Raw genomic sequence first — 26,731 nt, 5'->3', positions numbered from 1 at the left:
GCTTTGCCATAATTCATCACAATTGCTCATGACATTGCCATAACTCAGTCGGCATATTGTCTTAGTTGCTTGTTTAACTGTGCATTACCCATCACAGACTATCAATAGGTAATAGCATGTTCAAACTGAGGCCCACCCGCAAGCGCGTTGTGTTAGAGGATTACCCCTACGGCTATGGCTATGGCTACCGGCGTAAAAAATCAGGGGCTGTAAGATTACTGTGTTTAAGCTTAATAACCCTAGTGCTAAGTACGGTGGCCTGGTATTCGGTGCAGGCCGATAGTATAGCGGATGACAGTGAGCCCCAAGCCGGGCAATTACGCTTGCAGTCGCCAGGCAATCAAAATTATTACCTTGCGGAGTTAGGCGACAGTGATTTGCAGTTATCTATTAATGGCATGGTGGCCAGTGCCAAACTAGAGCAACAATTTACCAATAACAGTAACGACTGGGTGGAAGGGGTTTATGTATTCCCCTTGCCGGATGATGCCGCCGTGCACCAAATGCAAATACGCATAGGTGATAGAGTAATCGTCGGCAGTATTACCGAAAAACAAGCTGCTAAAAAAATCTATCAAGCCGCTAAGCAGGCCGGTAAAAAAGCGGCGTTGCTAGAACAGCAGCGCCCCAATATGTTTACCGCGAAAGTAGCCAATATTCCGCCCAACACCACGGTGCAAGTGCAGTTGCACTACAGCCAAACAGTGCAGTATCAGCAGGGCAAATTTAGCCTGCGTTTTCCTATGACGATTACGCCGCGCTATTTACCGGGGTTGTCACTCTCGGCTAGCTCGGCCAGTAGCGAGCAGTTGCAGCGCGATATAAACGCGGTTAATCAAGTGCTCACTATAGAGAGCGGCTTAGGCTGGGGGTTTAATACTGATCAAGTTACCGATGGTAGTTTGATTACCCCTTGGTTAAATCCTAAAGCCAGCAGCGCCGGACAGCTAATCAACCCCATTAGCATTAGCGCCGATATTGATATGGGCATGCCGCTAACCGCTATAAATAGCGCCTATCACGCCATTACCGTGGCCAAGCAGCAGGGTAAATATCAGCTGCGTTTAAGTGCGGGGCAGGTGTCTATGGCGCAGGATTTTGTGCTTAGCTGGCAGCCCTTGCCCAGCCAGCAGCCGCAGGCGGCGTTGTTTATGGAAACCGTAGATCAACACGACTATGCCCTGTTGATGCTAATGCCTCCCCAACAAGCGGCGGTGCAGCATAGGGCTAGGGAGTTAGTGTTTATATTGGATACCTCTGGTTCTATGGGCGGGGTATCGATACGGCAGGCGCGCGATAGCGTGATCATGGCGCTAAGCCGTTTACAGCCGCAGGATTATTTTAATGTTATAGAGTTCAACAGCCAGTCCTATGCCATGCACTCACAAGCAGTGCCCGCCAGCGCCGCAAATCTACAACAGGCCATAGCTAAAGTGCAGCAAATGCAGGCTAGAGGTGGCACCAATATGTTGCCGGCTTTGCAGCAAGCATTACAACAACCTTTACCGCAGGAAGATGATAATCCGCGGGTTCGTCAGGTGGTTTTTATTACCGATGGTGCAGTGGGTAATGAATCCGCTTTGTTTAGCGCAATACACAATAATTTAGCGAGCAGTCGTTTATTTACTATAGGGATAGGCTCAGCCCCCAACAGTTATTTTATGCGCAAGGCCGCGCAGTTTGGCCGCGGTAGTTTTACCCATATAGGTAGCGTGAATGAAGTGCAGGACAAAATGGCGACGCTGTTGCAACAATTGGAAAGCCCCGCATTAACGGCTATTACCGTGGCTTGGCCTAGTGATATTGAGGACGAGCAATACCCCAGTAAAATTCCCGATTTGTATCAAGGTCAGCCACTATTAATCAAAGTGGCGGTTAAGCAGTTAAACGGCCAAGTGGTGGTGAGAGGCGACAACGGCGGCAAGCCTTGGCAGCAGACTCTGAATCTTAGCCCGCAAGCTTCCCATCACGGTGTGGCAAAACTATGGGCGCGGGAAAAAATTGAGCGGCTATTAGATGAGGTGATTAGCGGTGCAGATAAAGAGCGAGTTAAAGCTCAGGTATTAGAGCTTTCGTTAAAGCATCAATTGCTCAGCCCTTACAGCAGCTTTGTGGCGGTAGAACAAGTTGTTAGTCGCCCCAGTGATGAACCTCTACAGCCCATGGCGCTAATTAATGCTAGGCCCAAAGGCCAGGCGGCACAAAGCTTTGCCTATCCCAATACCGCTACCCGTCGCCAGCAAAGTTTGTATTTAGGGTTGTTGCTACTGTTGCTGGCGGCGATTGTTTATAGCAATGGCCGAGTTAGGTCACTCCTATGAATAGGCGCAGATGGGTGGGCGTGCTGTTATTGCTAGTGGCTATAGGCTTATTCGTCGATAGCTTGTGGATAACGGCCAAGGCCTACGTGGCGCAGGGCTTGATTGCCCATGCTTGGCAGCAAAGCTTACATAGCAACGCACCACAAAAGCCCTGGCCCTGGGCCGACACCTGGCCGGTGGGGCGCTTGCAAGTGCCCAGCCTAGGGGTGGATTTATATGTATTACAGGGCGCGCAGGGTAATGCGCTGGCCTTTGGCCCCGGTTACTTAGAGGGCACGGCCCCGTTAAACAGTGGCGGCAGCACGGTATTGGCGGGTCATAGAGATACCCATTTCAACTTCTTACAGCATTTACATAAGGGTGATGTCTTGCTGCTTAGCAATAGCCAGGGCAAGCAGCAGCGCTATGTGGTGAGTCAACATGACGTGGTCAATAGCCAGCAGCAAAGCTTGCAGTTGCCACAAGGCCCCACCTTGCTGCTGGTGACCTGCTATCCCTTTCAATCCTTCAGCAGCGGTCCATTGCGCTATGTGCTGACAGCAACCGCCATCTAACAAGGTAAAAAACCATGAGTCATACCATCATTGAGAGCATCACTGATACCAGCGCTAAAGGCATCGATTTATATAAACCTATCACCCCAGTGCAATTAGCGGCATTAATCCGGTCGGGCTGGCGCTGCCTTAGCCCCGATACGCCTGAGCAGCTACACTTTTACCCCAAGCTGCATCGTATTTATGCAGAGTCCTTAGCGCGGCAGTGGCATGCGGTGGAGCACAGTGCCGGTTTTGTGGTGCGCTTTACTGTGCCGCAGGAGTTTATAGCAGGTTTTGAGCTGCAAACGGTGGGTTATGATGAGCACTTAGAATATAAAGTGCCCATCGCTGAGTTGACGCAACTAAACAGTGTCATTGTAGGTTCTATAGAGTTGCTCTCAGCTTTCACCTGCGAAGATAACCTACTGTGGCAGAAGCTGGCGGCTAGGGATTGTTTAGGCTTTTACTGATAGTGCTGTATAAAACTTATCCAACCCCATAGGGGTATTGGTAATGCTAGGCGTGCTTGCTACCGTCATGGCTAAGTAGTGTATTGTTAGTGGGGCAATGGTTTTTTGATAGCCTTGCTCTACTATCTATAAGCGCCTAGGTATAGTGTTGTTGTGCCTAGTTTTTATGATAAGAATAAAGAAACTAAATGGAGATGAATGTGCGTTTATTATTGATAACTATGATATGGGTTTTCGCCCATGTCAGTTTTGCTCAGTCTGTGAGCATACGTACAGATGAGTGGTTTCCCATGAACGGCACGCCAGGGCAAAAACCTGCCGGCTTTCTTATAGACTTTGCTGAGCGCACCTTTGATAGTGTTGATTACAAGCTAATGTCTTGGCAGCGCGCGGTAGAAGAGGTTAAAAATGGCAGTTTTGATTGCGTGATAGGTGCTTTTAAAGAAGATGCGCCAGGCTTTGTGTTTCCCGAAGAGAGCTGGGGCGTCAATCAAACAGCTGTGTATGTCAGGTCTGCGGATAGCTGGAGCTACCAAGGTGTGGAGTCATTGCTAGCTAGAAAAGTGGGGATTATCAAAGGTTATTCCTATGAAGATGAAATTGATGCCCTAGTAAAAACCCGCAAAGATGTGTTTAAGGCGCTTTCTGGTGTCGATGCGCTGGAGAAAAACTTTAAAAAATTAGCAGCGGGTCGTATAGATACTTTGGTAGAAAGTGAGCCGGTAGCCAATGCCAAAATATTGCAAATGGGGTTAAGCGGCAAAATTAAACGGGTAGGTCATACTAACTTACCCCAGCCTATGTATATCGCTTGTTCGCCTGCTAAAGCAAGTTCTAAAAAGCTGGTTAAGCGGGTAGATACTGTGATTAGAGAGCTGAGAGCCAGCGGCGAGTTAGAAAAAATCATGAACCAATACGGGTTAACAGATTGGAAATAAAACCTCTGAATCCATCCTGCCTACTATGAACAGTGCTATAGCGCTAAAGGCGGCGGATTTTGCCTTATATATTGATAAAGAGCTGGGTGTTTCCCCGTGGCTGCTGATAGCGCAAGAGCGTGTAGATCAGTTCGCAGCCATTGCTGGTGATCAGCAATGGATACACACTAACCCCGAGCGCGCCGCTGTCGAAAGCCCCTTTGGTGGCAGCATAGCCCACGGCTATTTAATTATTGCCTTAGCGCCGCAGTTTATGGATCAAATTTTCACCGTCGTCGATAGCCGTATGGGTGTTAATCGCGGCTTTGATAGTTTGCGCTTTATCAGCCCCTTAAAAGTGGGTGATAAGCTTAGGCTGCGGGTAACGGTGATAGCTGTAACAGCGCAGGCTGATTATGTCGATGTTAAATATCAATTGCATTTTGAGGCTGAAAATTATCAACGGCCAGTGTGCGTAGCCGAGCTATTAAAGCGCTGGTATTAGGCGATTCCCGGGTTGTCACTTGGTCATAGGCATGGCCGTTCTATTTACCCAATTCTAACTTTCCGTTATGATCACTGGCTTACTACTCCTTCCATAAGGCTGGTTAAAGTCTTATTAAACCATTCTCTTCAATCATAGGTTGTGATGCATGGAATCTTTGAGTTCAACATTATATTGCCGCTATAAGCACGCCTCTCGATTGCCCCATAGAGATGAAGTGTTGGCTTGGGTCGATGAGCTACTGGCTTTTTTATTCCCCGAACGTCTGCAGCAAGAGTTTTCTGATGAGGCGGAGTTTAGTCGTGCCTATGTCCAGTTTCAGCTAGATTTTGAGTGCCTACTGAGTGTGGTGTTTGCCGCCGCAGGTGATGAGCGTGCTCCAGCGATTCTACGTGAGCAGTTCGAAATGGAGCTGCCTGCGATTATTGATTTATTACAAGACGACTTAATCGCCATAGAGCGCGGTGATCCGGCAGCGAAAAGCCGCTTGGAAATTATCGCTACTTACCCCGGTTTTTATGCCATCGCCCTGTATCGCATCGCCCATTTGCTGGATAAGCTAAAAGTACCTTTGCTGCCGCGTATACTCAGTGAGTTTGCCAGCAGCCGCACCGGCATAGAGATACATCCCTCAGCACATATAGGCCGCTTTTTCTGCATAGATCACGGCGGTGGCGTGGTGATAGGTGAAACCTCGGTGATAGGTGAGCATGTCAAACTGTATCAAGGGGTAACCTTGGGTGCGCTCAGTGTTGATAAAAGTATGGCTGACCGTAAGCGTCACCCCACTATAGAAGACAATGTGGTGATATATGCCGGGGCGACCATATTGGGCGGCGATACCGTGGTGGGGGCCGATAGCATCATAGGCGGTAACGTCTGGTTGACTAAATCGGTGCCGCATTGCTCACGGGTGTATCACCAGCCAGAAATTCAGATTAAACAGGCAGATTGTTCAGAAAAACTGGGTGAATCCAGTTTATGAACTTATTGCAGCTAATTGGTAATACTCCCTTAGTTGAGCTGCAAAACGTGGTGCAACAACCTGGGGTTAAGGTGCTGGCTAAGCTAGAGGGCCAAAACCCCGGCGGTAGCGTTAAAGATCGAGCTGCCGCCTTTATGATTCAAGGCGCACTGGATCGTGGCGAGCTTAGCCCTGGGGTGAAACTGATAGAGGCCACCAGCGGCAACACTGGCATAGCGCTGGCCATGATAGCCAGCCTGCATGGCCTGGAGATAGAGCTAGTAATGCCCGAGAGCGCCACTGCTGAGCGCGTACTCACCATGCGTGCCTATGGCGCTACCGTAACCTTGACCTCCGCCAAAGGTGGCATGGAGGCAGCGAGAGACTATGCCGAGGACAAGGTTGCGCAGGGCGGCTATAAGATGCTCAATCAATTTGCCAATCCCGATAATTACCGCGCCCATTTTGAAACCACTGGCCCTGAAATATGGCGCGATACCGCGGGTGATGTTAGCCACTTTGTTTCCTCCATGGGCACCACCGGCACTATTATGGGGGTGTCGCAATACCTGAAGCAGCAAAACCCGGCTATACAGATTATCGGTGCCCAGCCCACCGATGGTTCGCAAATACCCGGTATACGTAAATGGCCGGCGGCCTATATGCCTAAAATTTTCGATAGTAAAAGAGTTGACCAAGTCATAGAGATATCTGAGCAAGAAGCACGTATAATGACGCGCCGTTTAGCGCGTGAGGAAGGGCTGTTTTGCGGGATGAGTAGCGGTGGTGCAGTAGCTGTGGCCGCTAAAGTCGCAGAAACGATAGCTTCCGGGGTGATAGTGTGTGTGATATGTGACCGCGGCGATCGCTATTTAAGCTCGGATTTATTCCAGTAGCGGCACCCGAGATAACATTAGATAGTCCAAGATGATAGCCGTAGAGAATACAATCTTACCTTATATCAAAAAGTTATTATCTTATTAATACTTAGTCTTTTATTTGATTAAAAGAATGCTTCATAATGCGCGCCACCATGCTAAATAGGCGGCTTATGCTGCCTCTACCTGCTACCTATATCAGCTGTGAAATCGGCGGTAGTGCTGGGCGGGGCAAGCTAGGGTGTTTATCTATTTGTCGCGCTAGAGTTAGTGCGCTGACGTTAGTGGCTGGAGTACTTAGCTCCAGTAATATTTGAATTTTTTAGATTAATTATTTGAGACGACTTATGTCAAATGAAAAATCTGCGGCGCAGCTGGCCGTGGCTCAAACAGGCCCACAGGGCTTGTTGAGCACTGAACAAATGGGCCGTGTACAGGGCGCTATTACTGATCTGCAACCACAGCAGTTAATCTGGTTAAGCGGTTATTTTGCCGGTTTAAGCGGCCAGTCTTTGGCTGCGGGTGCAACCGCGCCTGCTGTTGAGGCTGCTCCCGGCGCCACGATTACCGTGTTATACGGTTCGCAAACGGGTAATGCCCGCGGTGTTGCTGAGCGTTTACACGCCCACTTAAGCAGCAAAGGCGCAGCGGTCAAATTGCTAGATATGGAAGATTACAACGCACGCCACCTAAAAAGCGAAACCCATCTAGCGATAGTGGTCAGCACCCAAGGCGAGGGCGATCCACCCGATTCAGCGCGCGGCTTCTTAGAGTTTGTGCAAGGTAAAAAAGCGCCCAAGTTGGCTAACCTTAGCTACAGCGTAATAGGCTTAGGTGATTCCAGCTACGAGTTTTACTGCAAAACCGGTAAAGACTTTGATGAACGCTTGGCCGAATTAGGCGCTAGCCGTATAGGCGATCGCCTAGATGCCGACATCGATTACCAGGCCGAAACCGATCAATGGTTAGAGCAGTGGCAGGGCTACTGGCAAGATAACTTGGCGAATGCGGGCAGCGCGGCAGCGGCTGCGGCGGCAGCACCGGCGTTAAGCTTGGTTGCTGAAAGTGCCTACAATAAATTTGCTCCCTTCAGTGCAGATATTATTGATAACTTCGCCATTACCGGCAGCGGTAGTGAGAAAAAGATTATGCACGTAGAAATCTCTTTGGAAGACTCAGGCTTGAGCTATCAGCCTGGTGATGCCTTAGGTATTTGGCACAGCAACGATGCTGAGCTAGTGGAAGAGATTTTAGCGGTCACCCAATTAGAGGGCGACACTGAGATCACCAGCAACAAACAGCAAAAAACACTGCGTGAGGCTTTACTCAGCGATAGGGAGTTAACTTTATTACACCCTAAACTGGTTGAGTACTTGGTAGAAAACAGCGGTGAAAATGATAGGCGCTTAGTGTGGAAAGGCTTAGCCGAAGGCGAACGCGCTGACTTCTTAGCGGCTCTTTATACGCGCCAAGTGGTAGAAGTGTTGGCAGAAATGCCACATGGCTGGCAAGCGCAAGAGTTGTTTGATCAACTGCGCCCGCTAACACCCCGTTTATATTCTATCGCCTCTAGCCAAAGCGCGGTGGAAGAAGAGGTGCATGTCACCGTGCGCGAAGTGGTAGCAGAGCGTCAGGGCAAAAAACGTTTTGGTGGCGCTTCGCACTACTTAGCGTCTTTAACCGACGATGACAAGGCGAAAGTGTTTATAGAGCCTAACCGCCACTTTCATTTACCTGAAAGCACAGACACGCCTATTATTATGGTAGGTGCCGGTACCGGTGTTGCTCCTTATCGCGGCTTTATGCAAGAGCGTGAAGCACAAGGTGCGCAAGGCGAGAGCTGGTTGTTCTTTGGCAACTCCAATGCCCGTTACGAATTTTTATACCAAACCCAATGGCAGGCCTGGCATAAATCCGGTTTATTAAGCCGTATCGATTTAGCCTTCTCCCGCGATCAAGCTGAGCGCATCTATGTGCAGGATCGCATACGCCAACAGGGTGAAGACATATTTACCTGGTTGGAAAAAGGCGCACACTTTTATGTTTGTGGTGATAAAGATGCCATGGCCAAAGGTGTAGAGCAGGCGTTGATAGATGTTATCGCCGCGCACAACGACAAAGGTATAGAGTTCGCGAAAGCTTACTTAGACGATTTACAGCGCAAAGGTCGCTACCAGAAGGACGTATATTAAGATGACATATCTAGCCGATCCTAACTACATACCCGTTACCGATATAGAAAAAGGTAAAGCAGCCAGCAAAGGTTTACGCAGCACTTTAAACGAAAGCGTTGCTGACCAATTAAGTGGCGCGGTTGCCGATAGCGATATCCACACCCTAAAACACCACGGTACTTACCAGCAGTTTGACCGCGAAAACCAGCACGAGCGTAAAAAGCAATTCTTAGAGCCTGAGTACAGCTTTATGATACGTGCGCGCATACCGGGTGGCGTATGTTCACCCAAGCAGTGGTTGGCGCTGGATGAAATGTGCCAAGAGTATGCCAACAGCTCAATTCGTATTACTACTCGTCAAACCTTCCAGTTACACGGCGTAATTAAAAGTGATTTAAAGCCCACTTTCCAAGCCATGAACAAAGTATTAATGGATAGCATTTGTGGTTGTGGTGACGTTAACCGTAACGTTATGTGTAACCCTAATCCGGTAGACAGTCACGCCCATGAAGAAGTGTTTGGCTGGGCGAAAAAATTATCTGAGCATTTGCTGCCAGAAACGCGCGCCTACTACGACCTGTGGTTAGACGGTGAGAAAGTTGAAAACCCCGAAAATGTAGAAGAGCCTATTTACGGCCCTTACTACCTGCCGCGTAAATTTAAAGTGGTAGTGGCCGTGCCCCCATACAACGACGTGGATATTTACGCGCACTGCTTGGGTTACATCGCCATTATCGAAGACGGCAAATTAGTAGGTTATAACATCACCGCGGGTGGTGGCTTGGGCATGACTCACGGTGACCCTAAAACCTATGCGCGTTTAGCGGATCACATCGGTTTTTGTACCCCTGATCAAATGCTAAAAGTGGCCGAAGAAACCGTAAGAATTCAGCGTGACTACGGCAATCGTGTCGAGCGTCGCTTTGCCCGCTTTAAATACACTATTGGTGACCGCAGCATAGAATGGTTTAAAGAAGAGCTAGAAAAGCGCTGTGGTTTTAAACTGCAAGCTGATAGGCCTTTTGAATTTATCAGCAACAGCGATCGCTACGGTTGGATAGAGGGCCACGACGGTAACTGGCACCTAAACTTATTTATAGAAAACGGCCGCATCAAAGATGACGCCGAGCAAGGTTTGCAATTATTAACGGGTATGCGCGCCATTGCCGAAGTACACCAAGGTGACTTCCGCATGACCCCTAACCAAAATATTATTATTGCTAATATTACGCCGGAAAATCGCCCGCAAATTGAAGCTTTGGTAGAGCAGTACGGTTTACAAACTGGGCCACAAGTATCGCTAATACGCCAAAACTCTATGGCCTGTGTGGCACTGCCTACTTGCCCCTTGGCCATGGCTGAGAGTGAGCGTTACTTGCCTAGCTTAGTAACCCATATAGAGAAACTAGCCGAAAAACACGGTATTGCCGATCAGCCTATTACTATACGCATGCAAGGCTGCCCCAACGGCTGTGGCCGTGCAGTGTTAGCTGAAATGAGCTTTATCGGTAAAGGCCCAGGCCGCTACAATATGTACCTAGGTGCCGGTGGCCACGGTGAGCGTTTTAGTGCTTTGTATGAAGAGAATATCGACGAGTCAGAAATTTTGACTATTGCCGATGAACTGTTAGGCAAGTACGCCGCTACTCGTAAAACCGATGAGCGTTTTGGTGATTTCTTAGTGCGTACCGGCGAGATTAAAGCCTATGAAGGCCCACAGGACTTTCATCGTAAAGAAGCCTAAATAGAAAGAAGCTTCGTTTTTAAATAAACTTAAAAGCGCATAAGATTTCTTCGCTTAGCGAAGAAATCTTCCATAATAAAAAGCCTTATTCACTGTGTTATACAGGCCCTGAATAAGGCTTTTTTGTTAATGATGAGCAAGGGCTGTAGCGACAGTGGCTATCAAGCAAAACTATCAGGCGTAACGACTGACTATGAAGTTTTTCCCTATATTTGCCGACCTGCAGCATAAAAAAGTGTTGGTGGTAGGCGCCGGTAAAGTAGCCACTAGAAAAATTGAGATGCTACAAAAAGCCGGTGCCGATATACACGTAGTGGCAGCTAAAGCTTGCGCCACGGTGCAGGGCTGGGCGCAGCAACAGCAGCTGACCTTACACCTAAAAAACTTTAGCGCCGATGACGTCACTCAATGTTGGTTGGTGGTAGCCGCTACCGACGACAGCGCAGTGAATCAGCAAGTGCAGGCCGCCGCCGTAGCGCAATGCATCTGGTGTAATAGTGTCGACGACCCTCAGCATAGCGAATTTATTATGCCGGCAGTGGTAGATCGCGGCGATATACAAGTAGCTATTTCCAGTGGTGGTAACGCACCGGTATTAGCGCGCCGCCTACGGGCGCAAATCGATAATTTACTGCCTCAGGCCATTGCCGATGTTGCCCAGCTTATGGGCCGTTGGCGCGATAAAGTAAAACAAAGCCTGCCCACTTTTGATAGCCGTCGCAACTTTTGGGAGCGCTTGTTAGATTCTGAAATTACTCAGCAACTCGCTGGCGGCCAACAGCAACAAGCTGAGCAGTTAGCCCAACAATTGTTAGATGATTGCAGTGCCAATAGGGAAACGTTAAAGCTAGGCCACGTTAGCCTAGTCGGCGCAGGCCCCGGTGATGCCGAATTGCTGACCTTAAAAGCGCAGCTGCGTTTACAGCAGGCCGATGTCATTTTTTACGACGCCCTAGTCGATAAAAGTATTTTAGAGCGCGCCAGACGCGATGCCGATTTTATCTATGTAGGCAAAACCAAAGGCTTTCACAGCGTGCCGCAAGAAGAGATACAGGCGCGCTTAGTCGCCTCAGCGCTGGCGGGTAATCGGGTAGTGCGCCTCAAGGGCGGCGACCCCTTTGTATTTGGCCGTGGCGGCGAAGAGCTGCAGGCCTTAGACGAGGCGGGCATTAGTTTTGACGTAGTGCCGGGCATTACCGCAGCGGCAGCAGCAGCGGCTTATACCGGTGTGGCCTTAACCCACCGCGACTATGCCCAGTCCACTGTATTTGTTACCGGCCACGGGCAAGAGGGTGGCGACCTAGACTGGGCTAGCCTAGCCAAAAGCCAGCAAACCCTAGCTATTTATATGGGCCTGCATCAATCAGCGGATATACAGCGGCAGTTGATACAGCATGGCCGTGCCCCTAATACGCCAGTGGCGATTATAGAAAACGCCAGCCGCCCCCAGCAGCGTAGCGTAGGCGGTGAGCTTAAAGACTTAGCCCAGCTAATACAGCGTCACGAGGTGAAATCACCGGCTATCATCTTGGTGGGTGAGGTTTGTGAGCAGTTGGGCGACTACCACTGGTTTGGCGCTAAGCCGCTATACTAGCCCTCACTAGGTTATGCTTTTTAGTTATTAGCTTAGTGATAGTTAGTATTTTATTTCATGTTTAATATTTCCCATAATACGCGACTTCACTAAGCCTTTGGGCTTAAGTACGTATAGCTTCGTTTTTAAAAAGTAGGAGATTGCCGTGACATTGGCAGACAAAGTAAACACCCTAATCGCCGATTTACAGGCCATGGCGCAAGCGCACAAGGGCATAGTTTTGGCTAACAGCTTGGGCGCAGAAGACATGCTGCTAACCCATGTGATTTTGCGTAACAAAATTGCTATCGATATTTTCTCGCTGGATACCGGCCGCCTGCACCCCGAAACGGTAAACCTGCTCTCTACCATAGAGTCGCGTTACGATTACCGCGTGCATGTGTATTACCCCCAGGCCGAAGCCACCCAAAATTACGTGGCTGAAAACGGTATTAATGGTTTTTACAATTCCTTAGAATCCCGCAAAAGCTGCTGTTATATACGTAAAGTAGAGCCATTAAAACGCGCCTTATCCGGTAAAGAAGCGTGGATTACCGGCATGCGCAGCGAGCAATCCCTCTCACGCGCCGGTATAGACGCTAAAGAGTGGGACGAGGGCAATGACCTGTGGAAATACAACCCGCTGGCTAGCTGGACAGAGGCCGAGTTGTGGCAATACCTGCACGCCGAGCACGTACCCTACAACCCTTTACACGACCAAGGCTTCCCCAGCATAGGTTGCGCCCCTTGTACCCGTGCAGTGCAGCCAGGCGAAGATGTACGCGCCGGCCGTTGGTGGTGGGAGCAGCGTGAAGGTGGCCAGGAGTGTGGTTTGCACGTGGCGGAAGCGCCGGTGACTATTTTGAAATAGTATTTAAAAAATCCCCGCATTGCGGGGATTTTTTGTTTTCAGCTAAGCTTTTGTAAGCTTGTGGCTTAACCGCCAGCGGCAATTGTGTGTAGAATACTGGCGGCGACTAAATTTAATACCAGCCAGCACTAAGCTTTTCACACTCAGAGGTGTATGCCAAAGTTATGCTTTATGAATAAAAATAATTTATCTGCCCTAATAAAAACCAAACTCTTTGCCCCGGTTCATCATTCGGGAGTTGTCATACGTAACAAGCTACTTAAGAAATTAGCGCACGCGGTGCACCGAAAATTAACATTGATTACAGCGCCAGCGGGCTTTGGAAAAACCACATTGCTGGGGCAGTGGTATGAAAGTTTGCAGGGATCAGGCAATGCAGTTTGCTGGTTGTCACTGGATATTAACGATAACGATCCCAGAATTTTTTTAAGGTATGTGATAGCCGCTTTGCAGGAAATAGACACCAGAATCGGTGCCGACACCTTGCAGTACCTCGAAAATACTCCCGTGTTGGATATTTCAAAACCCTTGGGCTCACTGGTTAATGACCTTATACAGCTGGATAAAGAAACCTACCTGTTTCTTGATGATATACATTTTATTGAATCGGAAGAGATTATAGATTTTCTGGAGTTATTACTGAACTTATCGCCGGCTAATTTCCATGTGGTCATCTCTGGTCGCTCAGTTCCGGCACTGCCTTTGGCTAATTTGCGAGTTAGAAATGACTTAATGCAAATACCCGCTGAAAAGCTGCGCTTTGACTTTGATGAGTCAGAGGAGTTTATGCTGGAGCTACGCAAGCTCCCGCTTTCTAAAGAACAGCTATTAACATTAAATGAACACTGCGAAGGTTGGGCGGCAGGCTTACAGCTGGCCTCGCTGTCTCTGCGCGAAGCAGAAAATAAGGATGAGGTGATACATCGTTTTTCGGGGAATATTCAAGATGTAGCAGACTATCTTACCGCCGCCGTATTAAATCAACAGCCGCAGGAAGTAAAAGATTTTTTATTAAGCTGTTCTGTGTTTGATCGTTTGAATGGTGATCTTTGTGATTATGTTTTAGAGCAATCAGGCTCGCAGCAAATAATACAAAAACTGGATGCGGATAATCTGTTTATTATCCCCCTTGATCAAGACCGCAACTGGTACCGTTTTCATCACTTGTTTCAGGAATTTCTACAAGCTGCTGCCAGATGCGCTGCTATAGATTGCAGCCAGACCCTTTGTCGCAAGGCCTGTATCTGGTTTAAAGAGAACGGCTATCTACGCGAGGCGGTAGACTATGCGCTGCGTGCTGGTGATATGAGCGTTGCCGCAGAGCTGATAGAACAGCGCGCAATAGAAGAGTTTATGCAGGGGCGTATGCCTAGGGTTACGGCGTGGATTAACAAAATACCGCTGGAGGTGCGCCTTAAGCGCCCCAATCTTATGTTGCTGCACAGCACAGCTTTGTATCATATGAATCAAATCGATGAGGCTATCGTTATTCGTGATCAGCTGGAAGTAATAGTCGCTACCATGGCCGCTGAAGGTGAGCTGTCTAAAAATTCTGCGGTAGAGTTTGCCGATGAAATGGCCATTTTAAATGCCAGTATTAGTATGTCGCTGGATAATGTGGCTGATGTGATTCGTTTTTCGCCGGAAGAGCTGCACTCCCATCAAGACTTTATGGAAGGCGTTATTAATAACGTTAAAGGCTATAGTTATTTTGTGCTAGGGGAGTTTGAAAAGGCTAAACAGCATATTTCCTATGCCCGGGTTGCTCACCAAAAAATTAATTCATATTTTGGCATGATGTATTCGGTGTGCTTTTTGGGATTAATAGAATATACCCAGGGTAACGTAAAGCGGGCCCTAGGGGTGCTTAATGAATTTCAAACCGATTTGCTCAGCCGGCACGAAGAAACCGTTTACATTACCCCTGCGCTCAATGTCTTGCGTGGTGCAATTTGCTATGAAATGAATCAACAAGAGCAGGCTATACAATTATTACAGCCAAACTTAAAGCTGATAGAGGAGGTGGGCCATATCAGCTTGCTGCAGTTGGGCTATACAACCTTAGCCAAATGCTTTGCCGCTAAAGAAGATTACACTACCGCGTTAAAAATAATGGATCACCTGGCCGACTTTTTACCCTTAAGTAAATCAAATAACTATCACCGTCTATTTGTCAGTTACCACCGTATCAAACTATTATTACGCGCTGGTAAGCATTTTGAAGCCTTGCAGGCCGCTTCGTTGTTGGAAATTCCGCTAGATGATCCTTTTATAAAAGCTGATAGCCAGTGGGATAGAGCGGTGTTTCAACAGCAATTTATTCAAGCCCGTTTATTGCTGATCAGCGGTCAGTGGGATGCACTGATAGCGGTGAGCCAGGGGCTTTATAATATAGCGTATCGGCTGGGCTTAGGGCATAGGGCTATAGAGTCGCTACTGTTGCTAGCTCAGGCTCAGTTAAAGGCAGGCAAGCAATCACAGGCTGTAGAGTCTATGCTGCTAGCGCTATCGCAGGCAGGGGCGAATGACTTATTGCGTATTTTTATCGATGAGGGGCCGGGCTTATCGGATGTGTTAGCGTTGTGCTGCGAGGCTGATCTTACCAATAACCCCATGTCTAGGTATATGCTAGAAGTACTTAATCAGGCTATAGGTCTAGAAGCCTCACGCCTGCAGTCGCCTCTTAACCAGAGCGCCCAGATGGGTCTGATTGAGCCTCTTAGCCAAAGAGAGCTGGATGTTTTGAAGTTAATCGCGGAAGGAAAATCCAATCAATTGATTGCCGATATGCTGCATATCAGTGAAAACACCGTTAAGTGGCACGGTAAAAACATCTATGGAAAATTAGGCGTTAAGAACCGTACGGCGGCGGTTATTACCGCACAGGAATTAAAGCTTATAAGCAGTTAATACTTCGTTGGTAATCTTAGTAACAGTTTATTCCCCTTTTTTGTTAGCCTGCGCCAAGGCTACTCAAACCTATGATTTTCACGCCTTCTTTTTAGTGTCATTTATAAAAGTGGCGCTGCACTATTATACAAAAACTTTTTATTTCAAAGACTTAGCCGTTTTTAGGCGTATATATTTCAGTATTTCCTGCTACATATCCCACTTGAAACCTTACGTTAAATATCCACCTATTTCAGCCTAGCCCTACTTTCGGGTGGGGTGGGGTGGGGTATAGAACACCCATAATGAGTGGTGTTCTCAGTTAGTCGAAGTAGTAGTTTTGTTCACATAGAGTATTTCCACATTGTCATAAATCATAATAAATAGCATGAAGGTAGGAGATTTGTATGAACACCATTAAGCAGCTTCCATTTAGACGTAATAAGATTAATCACGCAATCGCTAAAGCCGTAGCGGTGAGCGGGGTCAGTGTCTTTTTGGCATCGCAGTTTCCGGTTTCTGCCCATGCGGCAGAAAAATTTGCTCTAGAGGAAGTGGTCGTCACCGCTCGTAAGAGGGAGGAGAGCCTGCAGGACGTGCCCATAGCGGTATCCGCTTTTGGCAGCGACCAGTTAACGGCTATGGGCGCTAATGAAACGGTTGATTTGGTTAATCGTGTTCCCAATATGGCTTACGACGGTGGCGGTAATGCGCTTTCTGGCATGGGCATACGCGGCATAGTCACAACTACGCGAAATATCGGTTTTGAAAGTGGTATGGGGGCCTATATCGATCAGGTGTATTTAGGCCGCCCTGTTGCGTTTAACCAGCCTTTGGCTGATGTGGCGCAGGTGGAAGTACTGCGCGGCCCGCAGGGCACACTCTTTGGCCGTAACACCATAGCCGGTGCTATTAATATCACCACAAAAAAACCTAATCACGAAGAGTTTGAAGGAACAGCAAAGGCCACCATCGGTAATTTTAATACCGTTAACGCCTCTCTGTTTATGACCGGGCCATTAACGGATGACTTGGCAGGTAAAGTCAGTGTGTATTCGCAGGAGCGTGATGGCAGCGCCAAAAATTATTTTAATGGTAAAGATATCAACACAGAAGACAAGAAAGGTATTCGCTTAGGTTTAAACTGGGATGCCAGCGAAAAGTTAGAACTTAGTTTTAACGCGGATTATCTGGAACAGAAAATGGATAGGTTCTTTTCCGAGTTAAATTATACGCCGGATTTTCCCTTTTCCCCCCCTGCTTTTAGTGGTGACCTAGGCACATTGACAACTGATCCATACTCGGGGGATGCGCACCCCAACCAGAGCTCACAGGATGGCCCTACTTTTGAAAACCGAGAGGTTGGTGGAGCGTCGTTGCATGTTAATTGGATGCTGGACAACGGTATGGCCATCACCTCGATAACCGCTTACCGAATAGCTGATTTTGATTTGGGGGCCGATGATGACTCCCGGCCTATTGCTGGATCACATTCATTGTTTGGTGATAGCTCAGACAGTTTTACTCAAGAGCTGCGTTTAGAATCTATGGACAATGAAGACTATAACTGGATGGTTGGGTTTTATTATTTGGATCAAACAGCAGAGGCGAGTCGTGCTACCTCTATAGCTACCCCTGCATTCTTAGTGGGTGCAACTAATGTGAACGGGTTTACCTTAGCGCCTATCGGTGCCATTAGTAGCGAAAGTGAAATTGATACACAGGCTGTGGCGCTATTTTTTAATAGCAACTATCACCTAAACCAAGATCTTACTTTGAGTTTAGGTTTGCGTTACACCGAAGAATCAAAAGAAATGGATTTTCGCCAAGTGAATAGCACGTTCACATCACACCCCAGTTTAACTACTGCGCCAGATATAGACGATGAAGCGATCTCGGGGAATATCGCGTTGAATTATACCCTCAGTGACAACTCCAGTGCTTATGTTTCTGCATCTAGAGGGTTCAAAAGTGGCGGTTTTAACCCGGATATTGTACCCAGTGCGGATATAGGATTTGATAGCGAAACGGTTTGGTCGTATGAATTGGGTTATAAAGCTGACTTAGTGGATGGCCGTGTTCGTGTCAATGCCGCGCTGTTCTTTACCGACTATGAAGATTTGCAGGTGCAACGACTAGCGGTGACTGACGTAGGCGTTGGGTTTGCAATCAACAATGCAAAAGCTGCAGAAATATTTGGTTTTGAAGGTGAGATACTGGCCTTATTAACTGAAAACCTACAGGTCGAAGCCAGTGTTGGTTATATCGATAGTGAGTACACAGACTTTGATAACTGCGGCGGTGATATTAACGCCATTGATAACTTTAACAGTAATGTTTTTACCGGATCTACTCTGCCTATCAATGTTGAAAGCTGCAATGGCAATCAACTGACACTGGCACCAGAGTTAACCGCCAGCGCGGCCGTTCAATATACACAGGGTGTTTTCGATGGCGAGCTGACTTACCGTGCCGAATGGGGCTATAAAAGTGAGACGTTTGCCGAGCCCAATAATTTTGAGCGCACGCAAGTGGACTCCAGAGATGTGGTCAACTTGCGGATCGGTTATTTATCCGGGGATCAAACGTGGTCGGTTGCGGCCTGGGGTAAAAATATTGGCAATGATGAATACGAAGAGTTTACCTGGATAATTCCGTCGTATAACAACGTCTTTTCGACTTACAACATCGGCGCTACTTATGGCGTGGATGCAACTTACCACTTTTAAGAGGAATTTCCCTCCGACTCCCACATGGAGGGGAAGGGCCCATTGTCATAGTGCATGGGCTCTTATTTTTCTTACATAAACGATTATAGGAAGGCGCAAAGTGACTTCAGCAACCAACAAATCATTAAAAACTGGCTTTATGTACCACGAAATATATATGTGGCATAACACCGGTAATTACGCGGGTATTATGCCCTATGGCAACCCTGTACAGCCTGGGGAGCATGTTGAAAACCCTGAAACTAAACGCCGCTTTCGTAACCTGCTGGAGGTTAGTGGCTTATTGGCGAAACTGGAATCTATTCAAGCACGCCCTGCTACCGAAGCAGAGATTCTACGCCACCATACGCGTGAGCATTTAGACAATATTAAGGCCTTAAGTGCGGCACATGGCGGTGATGGGGGTATTTTTTCCCCTGTGGGCAGGGGCACTTATGATATCGCTCTACTCTCTGCGGGTGGTGTGATTAGCGCGGTGGATGCCGTGCTAAATGGTGAGGTCGATAATGCCTACGCGCTGGTACGCCCGCCGGGCCACCATGCGCTGGCCGACATGGCCATGGGCTTTTGTATGTTTGCCAATGCGGTACTGGCGGGTTTGCATGCCTTAGAGGTGCGTGCTTTAAAACGTATCGCGACCGTAGATTGGGATGTACACCACGGTAACGGTACCCAGGCCGGTTTTTGGGAAGACCCTAGAGCCTTAACTATTTCCATACATCAGGATCGGTGTTTTCCTGCTGATTCGGGTTTTACTACAGAGATCGGGACTGGCGCAGGTGAGGGCTATAATATGAATATTCCCTTGCCTCCAGGTAGTGGGGTGGGGGCCTATGAGGCGGCGTTCGACCGAGTTGTTATACCGGCGCTGCAAGCCTATAAACCGGAATTGATTATAGTACCTTCGGGTTTTGATGCCGGCGCCCATGACCCTATGGGCCGCATGCAAATGCATAGCGAAGGTTACCGTAACTTAACCAGAAAAATCATGAAGGTGGCCGATGAAGTGTGTGATGGCCGAGTGGTTATGTGCCATGAAGGCGGTTACAACCCAGCCACGGTACCTTTTTATGGGCTGGCAGTGTTAGAGGAATTATCGGGTATTAAAACCGATGTAACAGATCCTTTTCTCGAAATTATGGCGGCATTAGGCGGCCAAGATTTACAGCCACACCAAGACGAGGCCATACGTGCAGCCGAAGCTCTGTTGGCTAATTTAAAATAATAAACGGGAAGCAAACGCGGTGATTAAACAAAAAGCGTATAACGTGAATAGCCCCTACGCTATTGCGACATTGGTTGCACTGGGGGCACTGACCTCATTTGTATTGATCATCGCTCCTGGCTTGGTGGGTGCTTTTGTTAGCGAACTAGGTTTGACGCCGCAGCAAGCTGGCTATCTTATTTCAGCGGATATGGCCGGTATGGGGCTGGCCACCTTGCCAGCGCTGCTATGGCTTAATAAGGTGAACTGGCGCAAGGTCATATTACCTTGCTTAGTATTACTCGCGGTTTGTCACCTTATAACCGCTAACCTTAGCAGCTTTTCGGAATTACTCATTATTAGATTTGTGTCGGGGCTACTGGGGGGTACGGCCATGTCAATATGTTTGGCCTCTATAGGCATGACAGATAATCCCGATAGAAATTTTGGTTTGTGGGTGGTTGGCCAGCTCTGCGTGGGTACAGTGGGCTTGGCTCTTATGCCACATATCGTGCCTATGTGGGGGGTAAAAAGTGTTTTTTTGATTGCCGCTTTGGCGTTAGTGGTGCTGGCTTTCTTTTTTAAGATGATACCGCAGGGGCGTACGGCTAAACATATAGAGGCCGCCAACGATAAAACAGAGACGGGTTATCGTCCTCTGTTACTTGCTTGCCTAGGTATTAGCGGTATTTATCTTTTTTATATTGCTTTAAGTGGGGTTTGGTCCTATTTGGAACGCATAGGAAATGCCTCTGGCCTAGATGCCAAAACCATAGGCTACCACCTTTCTGTAGCTTCCTTTATGGGCATAGTAGGAGCGCTTTCAGCTACTGTACTCAATAAACGCATAGGGCGTGTCATACCCGGTGTTGCAGGTTTTATTACCGTTCTTATTTCGCTGTTACTATTACTGGGCGACACATCGGAGATGGCTTATTTGATGGGCGCATCCTTATTTAAATTCGCCTGGACATTTGTGCTGCCTTTTTTATTGGCCTCTATTGCGAGCACCGATAAAACCGGGCGCGCTATTGTTGTAGCCAATATTTTTATGGGCGGTGGTTTGGCGACTGGCCCTGCGGTTGCCGCCTTGCTGATAAACGGAACTAATTACATGCCGGTTATTTGGTTGGGAATAGTCGGTATGAGTATTTGCTTGCTGTTGTTTTTGCCTGTGTTTTCTTTAACTAAAGTGAAAACTGATTTTTCATTGAATGGTTAATGATGTCTTAAACAAGCGCTTAATAATAATGTTAAAAATCTGTTAGGAGGCTTTATGCAAAAGTCGTTTTTAGTAGCTGTTGCGATTGTTGCTATGGTTACGGCCTGTACGTGGTTAAAACCTGAACAAGAAACTGTTACTGGCCAGTCTGTAGCGGCCAATGCTACTAGCAGCCAGCGCCCCAATATACTATTAATCGTTGTTGATGATCTGGGGTTTACCGACCTAGGCAGCTTTGGCGGAGAGATTGAAACGCCCAATTTAGATCAACTCGCCAATAGCGGCATGCGCTTAACTAATTTTTACACTGCACCTACTTGCTCGCCCACCAGAGCGATGTTGTTAACCGGCGCAGACAATCACTTGGTTGGCCTAGGCAATATGGCCGAACTATTATCGCCCAACCAAAAGGGGCAGCCAGGCTATGAGGGCTACTTAAACGACAGAGCAGCTAACCTAGCAGAAGTTTTACAACAGGCCGGTTACAACACCTATATGACCGGTAAGTGGCATTTAGGTAAGCAGGCTGAGCACAGCCCGGCGGCGCGAGGTTTCGACAAATCATATGCTTTATTAAATGGTGGCGGTGGCCATTTTGATGACTTGGGTTTGTTTGAAGGTGGTGCTCAATACCGTGAAGATGGCAAGTTGGTTAAGCTCCCTGAAGATTTTTACTCGACACAATTTTTTACCGAAAAATTGATGCAGTATATAGACTCCGGTAAACAGCAAAACAAACCCTTCTTTGCCTACCTGGCTTATTCGGCAGTGCATTGGCCGCTACAGGCGCCGGCGGAGTCTATTGCAAAATATAGAGGTAAATACGAGCAGGGTTATGACCAGCTGCATGAGCAGCGTATTAACAACGCCATAGCCCAAGGTGTTGTGCCGGCGGATAGTAAACCAGTGCCTCGCTTGCAAGGTGAGCCCGCCTGGGCTGACTTAGATGAAGAAAAGAAGCACTACGAACAACGCAAAATGGAAATTTACGCCGCCATGTTAGACGACGTCGATATTTATATGGGTAAGTTGCTTAATTATTTAAAAAGCACAGGGCAGTACGACAATACCATTATATTTTTTATGTCGGATAACGGTGCCGAAGGCCACGATCTGGAGCACGGCCTAGTGGAGGCTATTCCCTGGGTAGAGAAGTGCTGCAACAACCGTTACGAGAATATGGGCAAGCCCGACTCATATCTTTTAGTCGGCCCCAACTGGGCACGGGCTACCGCTGGCCCCTATAAACATTACAAAGCGTATACATCTGAAGGCGGCATTAAAGCTCCTGCGTTTATCACCTACCCTCAAAAAACTTTTGCGCAGCCACTATCAACACAATTTGTTACGGTAAAAGATGTGATGCCTACACTGTTGCAGCTGGTGGGTGTTGAAGCGCCGGCAGGGCAATTTTTGGGCAGAGAAGTTTTACCCATCACCGGCCGCTCTTTATTGGTAAACAGCGTGGATACCTCGGCACTGCCTGAGGCAGGTTGGGAGTTAATTGGCAGGCGAGGTTATCGTCACGGTGACTGGAAGCTGCTTCATCAACAAGCCCCTTATGGTAATGATGCTTGGCAGCTCTACAACCTAGTCACTGACCCCGGCGAGCAGAAAAACTTAGCGGCTAAACACCCACAAAAGCTACAAGCCATGATTAAACGCTGGCAGCAATACGCCAAGAAAAACAATGTCATTATTCCTGATTGGTACAGCAGTTATTGATTGGTATATTTGAAAGTTTTTTGAGTTGCCAGGCTTTTGTGAGGGGGCAGGTATGTTCTGCTCCCTATATTGATGGAGGTGTCTACATTATCGGGAGAGGTTCAAGCTCCGGCAGCCTGAGGAGTAGCAGTTATTGGCGTTGTTAACGGCCCATAACGTGAGTTTCAGGGCCGCTAAAAAACAAAATAAAAACCTAACGCACCGCACTAAGAAAATGCATATGTTTTTCATACTGGTCTAGTACGTCGGCTATGACTTGGTCGTCGGCCCAGCCCATGATGTCGTAGTCTTGTCCGCCTTCGCTTAAGTAAACTTCCGCGCGATAGTAGCGTAGTTCTTCATCGCGGCGGCGGGTGGTGTCGCGCATGATGTAGGTGGGAGGGATGTAGGGGCGTGCATGTACAGAATAGAAAAATTCTTGCTCATCGCCGTGGTCTACTTCTATCCAAACTCGGCCCTGTTTGTCGTTAGTGACGCGTGCGTCTAGCGCGCGTTTGGTTAATTCATCCACCACCTTTTTTAGTGAGGGTTCTACCACGTTCTCTAGAAAACTCATTACCTCTTCGTGGCCGGGTTGGTGCACTATGCGCGACAACCGTTGCTGCCAGCCACCGGGCCGGGGTGGTAGGCGCGGTGCAATCATAGCCTCGCGCGAGGTAACTTGTTTCACCACCTCTAGCCGCAAAGCGCGTACCAAGCCCCAGCACATAAAGAGCATAATAATGGCAAAGGGTAGGGCGCTGGCAATGACGACGGTTTGTAGTGCCGCTAGGCCGCCAGCGGCTAACAGCGCGGCCGCAATACAACCCTCTAGCACCGACCAGAAGATACGCTGCCAAACTGGGGTTTCCTCTTCACCGCCGGAAGTTAACATATCCACCACCAGTGAGCCGGAGTCAGACGAAGTGACAAAAAAGGTAATCACTAGCACGGTGGCAATTAGCGAGGAGATAGTTGAGAGTGGCAAGTACTCCAGAAATTGAAACAGTGCTACTGAAGTGTCAGCGGCGACCGCTGCCGGCAATTGCACATTGCCCAGATCCAAAATCATATGCAGGGCGTTATTGCCAAAAAACGTCATCCACATAAAGGTAAAGCCTACCGGTACGATTAATACGCCGGTAACGAATTCGCGTATGGTGCGGCCACGGGAAACCCGTGCGATAAACATACCCACAAACGGTGACCATGCTATCCACCAACCCCAGTAAAATAGAGTCCAGCCGCCGATCCAGTCGCCGGGTTCATAGGCATAGAGGTTGAAGGTAGTTTCTACCAGCCCCGATAAATAGGCCCCTACGTTTTGCACATAGGCTTGTAGTAAATACACGGTAGGCCCTACCGCCAAGACAAACACCAGTAAAATAACAGCCAGTATCAGGTTCAGTTCAGATACACGACGTATGCCTCCATCTAAACCCTTCGCTACTGAAATAGTAGCGAAACAGGTGATGATGGCGATTAATGCCATTTGCCAGTTGGTATTCACTGGCACATCAAATAGATAGTTGAGGCCGGAGTTGACCTGGATAACCCCAAACCCCAGCGATGTCGCCACCCCAAACAGCGTGCCTAACACTGCAAATATATCGATAGCGTGGCCTATAGGGCCGTAAATTTTATCGCCTATCAGTGGGTAAAACGCTGAACGTATCGTCAGCGGTAAATTATGCCGAAAGGAAAAATAAGCCAGTGCCAACGCGACTACCGCATAGATCGCCCAAGCATGCATGCCCCAGTGAAAAAACGTGATGCGCATAGCCTGACGCGCGGCTTCAACGGTGCCGGCGTCACCTACGGGTGGGTTCATGGTATGCATGACGGGTTCGGCAACACCAAAAAACATTAGGCCTATGCCCATGCCGGCGGAAAACAACATGGCGAACCAGGATAAAAAACTGTAATCCGGCTCGCTATGGTCTGGGCCTAGTTTGATATGGCCGTAACTTGATAGCGCTATAATCACCACAAACAATAAAAACAGCGCCACCGCCAACACATAAAACCAACCCGCGGTGTGAACCACCCAGCCATTAATCGCTGAGAACAAGTGGTTAGCCAGTTGCGGCGCAAGAACTGTAAAGAGCACAAATATCAGACACAATGTGACTGAGCCGATAAAAACCGGAGGATTAACTTTTATCCAGCTCTTTTTCTTCTCTTCAGGATCAGAGGCTAGGTCTGTTTGTTTACTCATAATGCTATCCGTTTACAGTTACTGTGTGTGGAGTTAATGGCTACAGGTAAAAATCCAAGGTGATATACAGTGCATCGAAGTCGCCTTCACCTACCTGACCATTGCGGTCTACAAAGCCATTTTGTTGTAAATATTCTACATAGATCCAGCCGGGGCCATAGTCGTATTTAACCCCCGGTACATAGGCGGTAACGGTATCGGCACGGCTGCCTTTGGTTTTGGGCTGGGCAGCGGTGGCGTCTAGGTAAAAGGTCCAGGGCCCCCAGTGATAGCCTATCTCGGCCGCCAAACGGTTGTTTTTAATGGTTTCCGGCAGTAGGGCACTCTGCCAGTGAGCCTTAGGTAAGTCCCGCGATTGCTGTATATAAGAGGCTTTTAAAAATAGATTGTCGATTTCACCTAAATAGTACAGCGCGAAAGCCTGATGGGCGCCACTGGTAGGCTTGTCCGGCGTGCCGGTAAGGTCTTGTAGTTGGCCGCTTTGCAGTGACAGGCCTATGGCGTGCTGCTCGTTGGCCTGCCATAGCCCATTAGCCACCCAGGTTTGCACCTTGCGGTAGGTGGTAGAGCTACCCCAGTGGCCGTTGTCATCAAGGGTGTCGGTACTGCTACCGCCCCAGTCGTCAGCCAGATAAAACGCGAAGTCATAGTGAAACTGCTGGTGCTCGTGGCTGAGTTTTAGGCCTACGTCCATTTGGTCGCCGTAGCCTGCCAGCAACATATCGCCGGGCCAGAAGTTACTGGTTTTCCAGCCAAAGGGTATTTGTGATTTACCCACCCGCAAGATGGAGTTTTCACCCCAACGCCAGCCCACCCAAGCTTTGTGTAGGGCGAATTCACTGCCACTGGAATTATTGTCGGGGTCAGTAAAACTACCGGGGCCTATACGCATCTCAGCCGAGTACAGCCAGTCACCTTCGTCTTGGGCATCACCATCGGCATAAATAATCAGTGCTTCGTCGGTGAACTCACCACCGCTATTGGTATTGGATTTGTCACCGGGCAGGTATTTGTAATTACCCCACACACCTGCAGATAGTGTGCTTTCGGCCTCGGCGCTAGCGCTAAGAGGCTCTGCCATAAGGCTAAAAAATGCAAGCGGGTAGGCTAGGCGTTTCTGTAGGCATTGCATGTTAGCTCTCTTGTTCGGTGCCGGTAAGCTCTCGATAGGCAGGCCGGTTTGAGGTGAATGGAGTTTTTAGCGGTACTGCGGCTAAAACACGGGGTTTTTTGCTAAGCCATCATAACAAGCTTATGCCTTCTTTGTTTTGAAAAGGCCATATAAGGGGGTTTTGTGTTGGTTTATAAAGGATAGTGCATGCTGCTGGATTAGCTTGTTTAAAAAATTAGGTTGTTTTGCTGGGAGGGGTGGGGCTTTTGCTTTTTTATTATCTCACTGTGTTTTTAGCGATGTTTCGCCTTGCCGGGCGATAAGAGGCCTTTGCGTGCCCACAAATTGCTTAGCAATTTGGACGCATGTTTTCTAAAGGCGCCCGTAGGGTGAAAATACGCCTTAGCGTATTTGAATCAAAAATTAGCGGTCGCTTCCGAACTCACCTTTTGAAGATAATAAATCTTCAAAAGGCTCAGACATGCGTCGCTGCTTCGCCCCGCTAATTCTCTCCGTTGCTCGGCGACTGCCAAGGGGAACGGGTGCTTCGTAGAGGGGGAGGTTTGTGATAGTAGGTTGTTGAGTAGCGCGTTGTTAGGTTTGATGGCAATAGCACTACGTGGGTCACGCTGTGTTAATGGGGAAGGCTATACCGGCGAACGCCGGTATCCAGTGGCTTGGATTTCGATGACACAGCGATA

General features: G+C 48.3%; 18 protein-coding genes. 16 read left to right on the top strand and 2 right to left on the bottom strand.

From position 1 onward, the window contains the following. The first annotated feature begins 116 nt into the window (after nt 1-116). The 16 genes from B067_RS0105220 to B067_RS0105145 all read left to right on the top strand — a co-directional run bounded on the left by B067_RS0105220 (nt 117) and on the right by B067_RS0105145 (nt 22,722). Complete coding sequence (locus tag B067_RS0105220; RefSeq protein ID WP_019529011.1) at nt 117-2,321, top strand: marine proteobacterial sortase target protein; 2,205 nt, start codon at nt 117-119, stop codon at nt 2,319-2,321. Next, nucleotides 2,318-2,875 (top strand): class GN sortase, encoded by a 558-nt coding sequence (locus B067_RS0105215; protein ID WP_019529010.1) that lies wholly within the window; start codon nt 2,318-2,320, stop codon nt 2,873-2,875. Before B067_RS0105220 ends, B067_RS0105215 begins: the two co-directional genes overlap by 4 nt. A 14-nt stretch (nt 2,876-2,889) precedes the next feature. After that, complete coding sequence (locus B067_RS19700) at nt 2,890-3,327, top strand: hypothetical protein (RefSeq protein ID WP_019529009.1); 438 nt, start codon at nt 2,890-2,892, stop codon at nt 3,325-3,327. A gap of 194 nt (nt 3,328-3,521) precedes the next feature. Then, on the top strand, nt 3,522-4,265 hold the full coding sequence (locus tag B067_RS0105205) for a substrate-binding periplasmic protein (RefSeq protein ID WP_019529008.1): 744 nt from the start codon (nt 3,522-3,524) through the stop codon (nt 4,263-4,265). Nucleotides 4,266-4,290: 25 nt separating this feature from the next. After that, nucleotides 4,291-4,749, top strand: a complete 459-nt coding sequence (locus tag B067_RS0105200; protein ID WP_019529007.1) for a MaoC family dehydratase — start codon at nt 4,291-4,293, stop codon at nt 4,747-4,749. A gap of 157 nt (nt 4,750-4,906) precedes the next feature. Beyond that, nucleotides 4,907-5,734, top strand: coding sequence for a serine O-acetyltransferase EpsC (epsC, locus tag B067_RS0105195; RefSeq protein ID WP_240472829.1), 828 nt, complete (start codon nt 4,907-4,909; stop codon nt 5,732-5,734). Next, nucleotides 5,722-6,609: a cysteine synthase CysM gene (cysM, locus tag B067_RS0105190; RefSeq protein WP_026244432.1), complete on the top strand. Its 888-nt coding sequence runs from the start codon at nt 5,722-5,724 to the stop codon at nt 6,607-6,609. The genes epsC and cysM overlap by 13 nt, the downstream gene beginning before the upstream one ends. A gap of 329 nt (nt 6,610-6,938) precedes the next feature. Beyond that, nucleotides 6,939-8,783, top strand: coding sequence for an assimilatory sulfite reductase (NADPH) flavoprotein subunit (locus B067_RS0105185; RefSeq protein WP_019529004.1), 1,845 nt, complete (start codon nt 6,939-6,941; stop codon nt 8,781-8,783). Nucleotide 8,784: 1 nt separating this feature from the next. Then, entirely contained in the window at nt 8,785-10,509 is a 1,725-nt protein-coding gene (cysI, locus tag B067_RS0105180) for an assimilatory sulfite reductase (NADPH) hemoprotein subunit (protein ID WP_019529003.1), read from the top strand. A 193-nt stretch (nt 10,510-10,702) separates the two neighbouring features. Further along, nucleotides 10,703-12,103 carry a siroheme synthase CysG gene (gene cysG / locus B067_RS19695; RefSeq protein ID WP_019529002.1) on the top strand — a complete coding sequence of 467 codons (1,401 nt, stop codon included), beginning with the start codon at nt 10,703-10,705 and terminating at the stop codon, nt 12,101-12,103. A 145-nt stretch (nt 12,104-12,248) separates the two neighbouring features. Next, entirely contained in the window at nt 12,249-12,953 is a 705-nt protein-coding gene (locus B067_RS0105170; RefSeq protein WP_019529001.1) for a phosphoadenylyl-sulfate reductase, read from the top strand. A 171-nt stretch (nt 12,954-13,124) separates the two neighbouring features. Then, on the top strand, nt 13,125-15,863 hold the full coding sequence (locus tag B067_RS0105165) for a winged helix-turn-helix domain-containing protein (protein ID WP_169335546.1): 2,739 nt from the start codon (nt 13,125-13,127) through the stop codon (nt 15,861-15,863). A 386-nt stretch (nt 15,864-16,249) separates the two neighbouring features. After that, the gene (locus B067_RS0105160; protein ID WP_019528999.1) at nt 16,250-18,571 is read left to right on the top strand and encodes a TonB-dependent receptor; all 2,322 of its coding nucleotides are present in this window, start codon (nt 16,250-16,252) and stop codon (nt 18,569-18,571) included. Nucleotides 18,572-18,671: 100 nt separating this feature from the next. Then, entirely contained in the window at nt 18,672-19,796 is a 1,125-nt protein-coding gene (locus tag B067_RS0105155; protein WP_019528998.1) for a class II histone deacetylase, read from the top strand. A 43-nt stretch (nt 19,797-19,839) separates the two neighbouring features. Continuing rightward, nucleotides 19,840-20,997 (top strand): MFS transporter, encoded by a 1,158-nt coding sequence (locus B067_RS19690; protein ID WP_169335545.1) that lies wholly within the window; start codon nt 19,840-19,842, stop codon nt 20,995-20,997. A 54-nt stretch (nt 20,998-21,051) separates the two neighbouring features. Continuing rightward, nucleotides 21,052-22,722 carry an arylsulfatase gene (locus B067_RS0105145; protein ID WP_019528996.1) on the top strand — a complete coding sequence of 557 codons (1,671 nt, stop codon included), beginning with the start codon at nt 21,052-21,054 and terminating at the stop codon, nt 22,720-22,722. Nucleotides 22,723-22,915: 193 nt separating this feature from the next. Here the strand turns inward: B067_RS0105145 and B067_RS0105140 are convergent, their stop codons facing one another. Together B067_RS0105140 and B067_RS0105135 are read right to left on the bottom strand one after the other, a co-directional pair. Beyond that, nucleotides 22,916-24,919, bottom strand: a complete 2,004-nt coding sequence (locus tag B067_RS0105140) for a BCCT family transporter (RefSeq protein ID WP_019528995.1) — start codon at nt 24,917-24,919, stop codon at nt 22,916-22,918. Between the two features lie 40 nt (nt 24,920-24,959). Then, the gene (locus B067_RS0105135; RefSeq protein ID WP_019528994.1) at nt 24,960-26,051 is read right to left on the bottom strand and encodes a hypothetical protein; all 1,092 of its coding nucleotides are present in this window, start codon (nt 26,049-26,051) and stop codon (nt 24,960-24,962) included. Nucleotides 26,052-26,731: the final 680 nt, after the last annotated feature.

The organism is Dasania marina DSM 21967 (assembly GCF_000373485.1).
In the GTDB taxonomy this organism is placed as follows: Bacteria; Pseudomonadota; Gammaproteobacteria; order Pseudomonadales; family Dasaniaceae; genus Dasania; species Dasania marina.
This window is presented reverse-complemented; position numbering and strand designations above follow the sequence as displayed.